Here is a 9,537-nt window from a genome sequence, read left to right on the forward strand (position 1 = left end):
CCTGTCGCTCACCGCGTTGGGGGAAGGTTCACATGGCTCAATTCTCAATGGAAATTATGCGCCTGACCGGCTCAGTTCCGCGTGAAAACCAACAGTCTGGTCGCATTCGGACGAGAAACTACGAGCGTCCACGAAGGGGTATAACGTCTCGTTCCTGAAGCCTTTCTTGCGAATGCGAAACTAGCCGTGACATAATCGCTACTCGGTGCCGACATGAACGCAAGCGGCCAAAAGCAACGCACCTGCCCGGATGGAAGCCGCGCTCTCGGGAAGAGGCGATCACCGCGACCGCCGAAAGTCTTGTTCGCTTAAAGTTAGTTGGCTAGCGATTCACCCTTGCATTCAATCCATTAGAATGGACATCGTCACCTTGGCGACAATTACCCGCACGTGCCGGAAGTTCGAGTCCCCTCAAGGCGATCGAATAAGCGCCAACACGACCCGCGGCTCGGTTTTGCTCGGCTTCCCACGCTCCGTGAAGCACGCATTGGATATCCGTACGCTGCGGCCTTAGAGTGCCGGGAGAAACCGGACCCAGACACTTCCATGATCTGGGCGACATGACTCTGCGCAGGCAACGGAGAACCGACGGCGGAGCGAGTAGAACCTGCCAATAGGTCTATTGGCGCGCTTCAGCCACGCAGCACGCCTCCATTTTCAACAATGGCCGTCGGCGTATCGACATCGAGGAGAGCGGCTGGACCGATATCGATCATGATGATCGGGAGTTTGCTACCGGCAATCAACTCTCGTGCCCCAACATCGCCTGACAGTCTGATCAAGCGGTTGTAGAGCGCGCGGGGGAATAAGACGGGATGTCCAGGCTTGTCGTGAAAGCTGGCCCGCACAATCGCTTCCCCACCGGATTTCGCAAAGGCCCGTATCACGCTGTCGCTATGATCCGTCACGATCCCGGGCATATCTGCCAACATGATAAGCACACCATCGCACGCAGCAATTTGAGGATGCGAGACCCCGCAAGCCACCGAGCTCGCCATGTTGGTTAGATAAGACGGATTAAATAAGGTGGCGATATTGATGCCCGTCAAGGCGGCTTCGATATCTCGTTGCCGATGGCCCGTCACGGCAACGACCGGCGTCGCATTTGAGGCTAGCAATACAATTGCGGAACGCTGCACCAGCGGCACGCCATCGAACTCGGCCAATAGCTTGTGCTGGGCGGTTTCTCCCATTCGCTTTGCCTGTCCGGCCGCCAGCAAGATCGCTCCGACCGAAAAGCCTTCGCGTTGTTTCATGTCCGGACCGATCTGGTGATGGAACCGATGCAAGGAGGTCGTGACGCATTGTAAATTCTCGATTAGGTCGTCTCTAGCTATGACGATAAGCGCCAAGCGTCAGAGCCCGACGAGTTTCATATGCTCGTCCGGATAGCGCGCACCCTTGATCTCAACGTTGGCGCCTTCGATCTCCTGCAGATCCGCAGGCGTCAGCTGAACCTTGAGCGAGGCGACGTTTTCGTCAAACCGCTCAATTTTACGAGTTCCAAACAGGGGAACGATCCAGGGCTTCTGGGCTAGAAGCCACGCCAGCGCGACCTGCGCGGGGGTCGCATTGTGCCGATCGCCAATGGTTTTGATTAGGTCGACCAGCTTTTGGTTCGCTGCGAGGGCCTCAGGGGCAAACCGGGGAATAGAACTACGCATGGGATCGAGTTCCGTGGCCGCATTGATTTTTCCCGTGAGGAAACCTTTGCCCAGGGGGCTGAACGGAACGAGACCAATGCCGAGTTCTTCTAGCGTGGGGATAATTTCGACCTCCGGCTCGCGGGTCCACAGCGAATACTCGCTCTGCAATGCAGCGATAGGCTGAACCGCGTGCGCACGGCGTATCGAATTGGCGCCGGCTTCGGAGAGACCGAACCAGCGGACCTTGCCCTCGTCAATCAGGTCCTTTACGACGCCCGCGACATCTTCCATGGGCACATCGGGATCCACCCTGTGTTGATACAGTAGATCGATGTGATCGGTCCTGAGGCGCTTGAGGCTTCCTTCAACCGCGCTGCGGATTTGATCCGGTTTGCTGTTGACACCGCCCCGGTGGGCACCCGTCTGCTGGTCGATATCCCAACCAAACTTCGTGGCAATCTTCACCTTATCGCGGACAGGCTCCAGGGCCTCGCCGACCATCAACTCGTTGGTCCAGGGGCCATAGACTTCCGCGGTGTCGAAAAAATCCATGCCGCGATCGACGGCCGTCCGGATCAGGGTGATCATTTCAGCCCTGTCGGGAAGTTCGCGGGCTTTGCCGTAACCCATGGCGCCGAGCGAAAGGGCGGAGACTTCGAGGCCTTGTCCAAGTGTGCGCTTTTGCATGTGTCTATCTCCTTCTGTCGGTAATCAAACGCCACGGCTGGCAAAAACCTCTTTCACCACAGGCATCGCCGAGAAAACGCAGGGCCAACCAGTGTAAAAGGCGAGGTGCGTTAGAACTTCGGATGCCTGTTCTTTGGTCAAGCCGTTATCCATCGCCCGGCCCAGATGATAGGTGATCTGGGCAACCTGGCCGGACGTGACAAGCGCGCTGACCGTTATCAAGCTGCGGTCGCGAGGGGCCAGATCGGGACGAAGCCAAAGGTTTTTAAAGAGGATCTCTCCGGTATACATCACGACACCCGGCGAGACCGCTCCGAAGTTCGCTTCCACCGCTGCGGCACGCTTGTTTTCGGACATCTCATCGAGGGGTAACAGGTCGGGCGTTGCCGGCGGTAGCTGGTCGGCGCCAATGTTCCGCTCATCGAAGATGTCCTTGGCAACGGAGACGGCGGAGAGCGCATTTGACCAGCCGCTGTAAAAAGCAAGATGGGTCACGATTTCCGAGAGCTCTCTCGGGGTCACTTCGCTGTCCAATGCCTTGTTGAAATAATGGGTCATGCCAATGACCTGGTTGCGGGCGATGAGGGCCGCGACTGTGACGATACCGCGGTCCCTTGGCGAGAGGCCCGGCCGGCCCCAAAGGTCGTCGACAATCGTGGCCTGTGTATAGGTTGCGAGCGCCGGCGAAACACGACGCACGTCATCCATGGTCACGCTAGGCTGAGGGTTTGAAGTCATAATCGGATCCAATCCATTTTGTTGATTTCCTTCCGCGCGGCGCGGTGGCTAACCCCGATCACGGTGCTACTTTTGCGTTCCCCTCGACCATCGGGACGCGATGCGCGACGTATCTCGCCGCCGTGGTCCGATGACGAAGGGGCGCTGGCGTCGAACTGGGTGAGATAAATGTCATTTTCGATCTGCCTGGTTGAGATTCACCGCGATTGGGACCACGCAGAGCACGGTTATGGCGCTTACCATGAACACGGCACCGAGGCCGGCATGGCCGACCACCAATCCCAGGACCGGTCCGGACACGCCCAGCGCAAGATCGAGGCACGCGGTGTAGGCGCCCATGGCAATGCCCCGTCCCTCCGGCGGCGCGCGCCGGACAGCCTCCACGCCAAGGGCTGGAAACACCAGAGCATAACCGAAACCGGTGAGGGCCGCGCCGACTGTTGCTGGGATGACGGACGACGACAGTCCCATCAAGGCAAGGCCGGCCGCCTCGATGATAACACAGGCCAGCGCGACCCGAGCCCCGCCGATCCGGTCGGGTAGGTGACCGAACAGCAGTCGGGCGGTGATAAGCGCAACGGCGTAGGAGCTGAACGCCAGCCAGACCGGCATCCAGCCATGCGAAGCAAACAACAGGGACGCAAAGGATAGGATGACGCCAAAACCGATACTGCTCAGGGCAGCACCGACACCTGGGACCCAAATCTTGCCGATAACCGCAAATATGTTGGCACGGCTCTGCCGCTTGGGAACCACGCCTCGCACGGGCACCACCAGCAAGAGGGCCAGAACCGGAGCAAAGATGGTAACCGTTGCAATCCCGACAAAGCCGGCGCGGTCGTAGATCGCCACACCGAGCGGGGCGCTGATGGCAAAGGCAGCGAACACCGCCGTTCCCATCCAGGCGATCACCTTGCCCGCATGATCGCTACCCACTCGGCCAAGCCCCCAGATGGTGGCGCCGGTGATAACGATGCTCTCCGCTGCGCCCAGCAGGGCCCGCCCTCCAATCAAGACAGCGACCGAAAGGTCCGGATTCGAGATGGCGAGGGACAGGGCGTAAGCCAGGCCGGCGGCGGACGTCGCGGCCAGTCCGACCAGCACGGCGAACTTCGCCCCGTGGGTATCACAGGTCCGCCCCGACCAGAAGCGCGATAGTAGCGATGCTGCGAACTGGCTGCCGGTGACAAGGCCGACGACGAGGGTGCCGAACCCGAGTGTGTCGTGCACGTGCAGCGGCAGGACCGGGAGGCCTAGACCAATGACCAGGAAGGCGACCAGCACCGCCGCCATGATCGGCAGCAGCGCCGTGAGTATGGACTGCCGAGGAAAAATGAAGGACAGCGCGGTCATGATTGCAGGTCGGAGAGTTTGTAGCCGGGCTTCTTGTAAAGCGTGTCCGCCTTGTCGATGATATCCGGGATGAAAACATGCTCGGCCCAGCCCTCCGGCGCGACATCCTCGATGCTAACTGAAACCGCATCTGGGCCATAACCGAGCGTTTGGGTCACGGCGCGTGTAATTTCCTCGGCCACGGCGAATTTCTCCGACTCGGACCGGCCTGCAGCCAATTTCACGATAACATGCGGCATGATCTGGTCCTTACAATGTTGGTTTTGCCGTATCCTCTGCAGGCGACAGTGGGTTAAGAGCCGTACTGTTCATTGGTGACGTGTTCCATCCAGTCGACCACCTTGCCGTCGAGGTGTTCCTGGATGGCGATATGGCTCATGGCGTTCTTGGGCGCCGCGCCATGCCAGTGCTTTTCTCCGGGATCGAACCACACCACGTCGCCAGGGCGGATTTCTTCGATCGGGCCACCTTCGCGCTGGACGAGGCCGAGACCGGCTGTGACTATCAACGTTTGCCCGAGCGGGTGGGTATGCCAAACGGTGCGGGCGCCAGGTTCAAAAGTTACGAGTGCCGAGGCTCCCCGGCGGGCGCTGTTGGAAGCAAAAAGCGGATCAACGCGAACGGTGCCGGTAAACCAGTCGGAGGGCCCCTCGCCGGAAGGCTGGGACCCGTTTCGGGTAATGTCCATGGCAATATTTCCCTGTTGAGGCCCATGGCTGGACCAGAATTGATCATGAGACGAATCTAACCCCTGCCGAGTCATTTGATTAGATGCTATAATCCAAATGAACTTATAGGCAGGGGCGATAAATGGATGACGCGCTCGACGGATTGTCGGAATTTTTGGCGGTCGCGCGGGAACGCAGTTTTACACGGGCGGCCGCCAAATTGGGCATTGCCCAGCCAACGCTGAGCCAAACCATCCGTGCTCTGGAAGAGCGGCTTGGTGTGCGTTTGCTAATCCGGACCACGCGCAGCGTCTCGCCTACCGACGCCGGCGAGCGATTGCTGCAAACCGCAGGACCCCGCCTGGATGACATTCGCGCCGAACTGGAAGCCTTGCGCGAGCAGCGGGATAAGCCGACCGGCACGTTCCGCATTTCGGCGATCGACTTCACGGTGGATTACATTCTCTGGCCCCGGCTGGCGCCATTCCTGGCCAAGCATCCAGATATCAGGGTAGAGATTGCAATAGATTATGCCATGACCGACATCGCCGCCTCCGGTTATGACGCTGGCGTCCGGCTGGGCGACGTGGTGGCGAAGGATATGATTGCCGTACCACTGACAGCGCATTCCCGCTTCGCGGTGGTCGGCGCGCCGAAGTATTTCGAGCAGCATGCGGTGCCGACGATTCCGCAAGACCTGACCAGCCATCGATGCATCAACCTGCGCCTGCCGACCTACGGCAATACTTATGCCTGGGAGTTCGAAAAAGACGGGCAGGAGCTTCGCGTCCGCGTCGAAGGGCAGGTGGTGTTCAACGGGATCTTTCAGGTGCTAAACGCGGCACTCGACGGCTTCGGACTGGCGTTCATTCCTGAGACCATAGCCGCGCCGCACATCGAAGCTGGCCGCCTGCGCCGCGTTCTCGAAGATTGGTGCCCGTACTGGGAGGGTTACCACCTCTACTATCCGACACGCCGGCAATCGTCGCCGGCGTTTGCGCTGCTTGTGGAAGCTTTGCGCCACCGGGCCAGTTAAGCCGTCCGTCAGATGTTCTCCGCCATTCCTGCGACTCTGTCACAATCGCCACCGATCGCAATAATATCCAGCATGGCAGACATCTGCCGCAGTCTTATCGATGCGTGCGGGCCATCATGGCATCCAGCTTCAACAGTCCACCCGATGACTTATGTTCAGGAACGATAAGTCCAATCGATCGTTGAGCGCTAATAATCTGTTTTCACGGCGCTACGTTTAAGACGGTGCCGCTCGAAGCGCCTTCTGTCCATCTGTGGAACCGGAGCTTGCCATGCAACCCCCCAAGCAACTTGAAATCTCCCGACGAGACTTACTTATCACGTCCGCTGCAACTGTGGCAGCGACGAGTGTTGCCGCACCGCTTACGGCGGCAGCACAATCTTCGGGGAGTACGATGGACCTCACCACTTCTGTAGCATTTTCGGTGAACGGCGAGCAGCAGACATTGGTTGTCGACAATCGCACCACCTTGCTCGACGCCTTGCGCGAACACCTGCATTTGACCGGCACGAAGAAGGGCTGCGACCACGGGCAATGCGGTGCCTGCACAGTCATTGTCGACGGCCGTCGTATCAATTCCTGTCTGACGCTTGCCGTCATGCACGACGGCGACACAATCACAACGATCGAGGGACTCGGCCAGCCCGGCAATCTTCATCCAATGCAAGCCGCCTTCGTCAAACATGATGGCTTCCAATGCGGCTACTGCACCCCCGGACAGATCTGTTCGTCCGTGGCGGTGCTCGAGGAGATCAAAGCCAACATTCCGAGCCACGTCACCGAAAATTTGACCGAGCAGGCGACCGTTACATCGGCCGAAATCCGCGAGCGCATGAGCGGCAACATCTGTCGATGCGGGGCATACTCCAACATTCTCGATGCGATCACTGAAGTTGCAGGAGTTCCGGCATGAAGGCCTTTACGTATGAACGCGCCTCCTCACCGGAGGCCGCGGCCAAGGCGGCTGCAAATAAACCCGAAGCCAAATTCATCGCCGGAGGCACCAATCTTCTCGACTTGATGAAGTTGGAAATTGAGAAGCCGACGCATCTCATCGACGTCAATGGTCTCGGGCTGGACAAGATCGAGAAGACCACGGAAGGTGGCCTCCGCATTGGCGCCCTGGTGCGCAATACCGACCTGGCTGCAGACCAAATGGTCCGTCGTGATTACGGCCTTCTTTCCCGAGCCCTTCTGGCGGGCGCTTCGGGACAGCTGCGCAACAAGGCGACGACCGCGGGCAATCTCCTGCAGCGGACGCGCTGTCCGTATTTCTACGACACTGCCCAGCCCTGCAATAAGCGCCGGCCAGGAAGCGGCTGTTCCGCCATTGGTGGCTTCAGCCGCCAGCATGCGGTGGTGGGCGTCAGTGACGCCTGCATCGCCACGCATCCGAGCGACATGGCGATCGCGATGCGCGCGCTCGACGCGGTCGTCGAGACCGTGAAGCCGGACGGGACCCACCGCTCGATCCCGATCGCCGATTTCCACCGACTGCCTGGCGATACGCCACATATCGAAACGGTTCTCGAACAAGGAGAGTTCATCACCGCTGTCGTGCTGCCACCGCCGGTCGGGGGCAAGCATATCTACCGCAAGGTTCGCGATCGCGCGTCCTACGCCTTTGCCTTGGTATCCGTTGGCGCCGTCATTCAATCTGACGGAACTGGGAGGGTGGCTATTGGCGGCGTCGCCCACAAGCCTTGGCGGGTCGAAGCCGCGGAGGCAGAACTCGGTAAGGGAGCAAGAGCTGCCGCCGGGATCCTTCTCGCCGACGCCCGTCCGACCGAAGAGAACAAGTTCAAGGTCGATCTCGTCGAGCGCACGCTCGGTGCCGTGATCGCCGAAGCGAGGGGCTGATCGCCATGAAGTTCGACACACCAGCAACCACCAATCCGATCGATCAGCTAAAGGTGGTCGGCAAGCCGGTTCATCGTATCGACGGCCAGCTTAAGACAACCGGCAAGGCGATGTATGCCTATGAATGGCATGATCCGAACATGGCCTATGTCTATGGCTATCCTGTGGGATCAACCATCGCCAAGGGACGCATCAAGTCGATGAACGTCGACGCCGCAAAGCGCGCCCCCGGCGTTCTTGCCGTCGTCACCACGCTCGACGTCGGCAAGCGGGAGAAAGGCAAGTTCAACACCGCAAGCCTGTTCGGCGGTGACGAGATCCAACATTACCATCAGGCAATCGCGGTGGTCGTTGCAGAAACCTTCGAGCAGGCCCGTGCTGCGGCCAATCTTGTGAAGGTGGATTACGCCGAAGACAAGGGCGCCTATGACCTCGCCGAGGCTATGAAGTCGGCGGTGAAGCCGAAGGATGCCGGCGGCGCTCCGCCCGATACGGCAGTGGGCGATTTCGACGTCGCCTTCAAGTCTGCCGCAGTCACCCTGGACGAGAGCTATTCGACGCCGGACCAGTCGCATTCGATGATGGAACCGCATGCGTCGATTGCCGCGTGGAACGGAGACGAAGTCACCGTCTGGACATCCAGCCAGATGATCGACTGGTGGCGGTCCGATCTTGCAACCACGCTGGGCGTGGACAAGGAAAAGATCCATTTGATGTCGCCCTTCATCGGAGGCGGCTTCGGCGGCAAGTTGTTTCTACGTGTCGATGCCGTTCTGGCAGCTTTCGGTGCCAAGGCGGCAAAGCGTCCCGTCAAGGTCGCACTGCCTCGTCCCTTCATCCCCAATAACACGACACATCGTCCAGCGACGATCCAACGGCTCAGGATCGGTGCCGGCCGTGATGGAAAAATCACGGCCATCGCGCACGAGAGCTGGTCGGGCGACCAACCCGGCGGCCAGCTTGAAACGGCGGCGATGCAAACCCGCCTTCTGTACGCTGGCGAAAACCGCATGACCGCGATGCGCCTGGCGACGCTGAACCTTCCCGAAGGCAACGCCATGCGTGCGCCCGGCGAGGCGCCTGGCCTTATGGCTCTCGAAATTGCGATGGACGAGATGGCAGAGAAGCTCGGCATAGATCCTGTGCAATTCCGCATCCTCAACGATACTCAGGTCGATCCGGAGAAACCGGAACGTCCGTTCTCTTATCGCGATCTGGTCGGTTGTCTCAAGCTGGGCGCCGAACGCTTCGGCTGGAGCGGCCGCGGCCGTCCTGGGACACGTCGCGAAGGGAACTGGATGATCGGCACGGGCGTCGCCGCTGCCTTCCGCAACAATCTGTTGCTTCCGTCCGGCGCACGGGTACGTCTGGACAAGGAAGGCATCGTCACCGTCGAGACCGACATGACGGATATCGGCACTGGCAGCTATACGATCATCGCTCAGACCGCAGCGGAGATGATGGGCCTGCCGATCGACAAGGTCGCTGTGCAACTTGGCGATTCCCGCTTTCCGGTCTCCGCAGGCTCTGGCGGACAGTTCGGTGCAAA

At 59.8% G+C, this 9,537-nt stretch carries 10 protein-coding genes and 1 pseudogene; 5 read left to right on the top strand and 6 right to left on the bottom strand.

The window, feature by feature from the left end; translation table 11 throughout:
* Positions 1-216 precede the first annotated feature (216 nt).
* A pseudogene (locus FHT73_RS29690) lies at positions 217-326 on the top strand (aldehyde reductase); the annotation flags it as partial.
* 306 nt (positions 327-632) lie between these two features.
* Here the strand turns inward: FHT73_RS29690 and FHT73_RS28895 are convergent.
* From FHT73_RS28895 to FHT73_RS28920, 6 genes are all read right to left on the bottom strand, one after another.
* Positions 633-1,256 carry a nucleotidyltransferase family protein gene (locus tag FHT73_RS28895; RefSeq protein ID WP_112610488.1) on the bottom strand — a complete coding sequence of 208 codons (624 nt, stop codon included), beginning with the start codon at positions 1,254-1,256 and terminating at the stop codon, positions 633-635.
* A 99-nt stretch (positions 1,257-1,355) separates the two neighbouring features.
* Positions 1,356-2,333: an aldo/keto reductase gene (locus FHT73_RS28900; RefSeq protein WP_112610430.1), complete on the bottom strand. Its 978-nt coding sequence runs from the start codon at positions 2,331-2,333 to the stop codon at positions 1,356-1,358.
* Between the two features lie 24 nt (positions 2,334-2,357).
* Positions 2,358-3,071 carry a carboxymuconolactone decarboxylase family protein gene (locus FHT73_RS28905; RefSeq protein ID WP_112610486.1) on the bottom strand — a complete coding sequence of 238 codons (714 nt, stop codon included), beginning with the start codon at positions 3,069-3,071 and terminating at the stop codon, positions 2,358-2,360.
* 171 nt (positions 3,072-3,242) lie between these two features.
* Positions 3,243-4,424: an arabinose transporter gene (locus tag FHT73_RS28910; RefSeq protein ID WP_112610428.1), complete on the bottom strand. Its 1,182-nt coding sequence runs from the start codon at positions 4,422-4,424 to the stop codon at positions 3,243-3,245.
* On the bottom strand, positions 4,421-4,663 hold the full coding sequence (locus tag FHT73_RS28915; protein ID WP_112610426.1) for a tautomerase family protein: 243 nt from the start codon (positions 4,661-4,663) through the stop codon (positions 4,421-4,423). The genes FHT73_RS28910 and FHT73_RS28915 overlap by 4 nt, the downstream gene beginning before the upstream one ends.
* Positions 4,664-4,716: 53 nt before the next feature.
* Complete coding sequence (locus tag FHT73_RS28920; RefSeq protein WP_112610424.1) at positions 4,717-5,112, bottom strand: cupin domain-containing protein; 396 nt, start codon at positions 5,110-5,112, stop codon at positions 4,717-4,719.
* A 122-nt stretch (positions 5,113-5,234) separates the two neighbouring features.
* Here FHT73_RS28920 and FHT73_RS28925 point away from each other — a divergent pair, with 122 nt between their 5' ends.
* From FHT73_RS28925 to FHT73_RS28940, 4 genes are all read left to right on the top strand, one after another.
* Positions 5,235-6,128: a LysR family transcriptional regulator gene (locus FHT73_RS28925; RefSeq protein ID WP_112610422.1), complete on the top strand. Its 894-nt coding sequence runs from the start codon at positions 5,235-5,237 to the stop codon at positions 6,126-6,128.
* A 271-nt stretch (positions 6,129-6,399) separates the two neighbouring features.
* Positions 6,400-7,041, top strand: a complete 642-nt coding sequence (gene paoA, locus FHT73_RS28930; RefSeq protein ID WP_112610420.1) for an aldehyde dehydrogenase iron-sulfur subunit PaoA — start codon at positions 6,400-6,402, stop codon at positions 7,039-7,041.
* Complete coding sequence (locus tag FHT73_RS28935) at positions 7,038-7,988, top strand: xanthine dehydrogenase family protein subunit M (RefSeq protein ID WP_183716485.1); 951 nt, start codon at positions 7,038-7,040, stop codon at positions 7,986-7,988. The genes paoA and FHT73_RS28935 overlap by 4 nt, the downstream gene beginning before the upstream one ends.
* Positions 7,989-7,993: 5 nt before the next feature.
* A partial coding sequence (locus FHT73_RS28940) for a xanthine dehydrogenase family protein molybdopterin-binding subunit (protein WP_183716487.1) occupies positions 7,994-9,537 on the top strand: 1,544 nt, incomplete at its 3' end.

The sequence above is a fragment of the Rhizobium sp. BK098 genome, assembly GCF_014193155.1.
Taxonomy (GTDB): domain Bacteria; phylum Pseudomonadota; class Alphaproteobacteria; order Rhizobiales; family Rhizobiaceae; genus Rhizobium.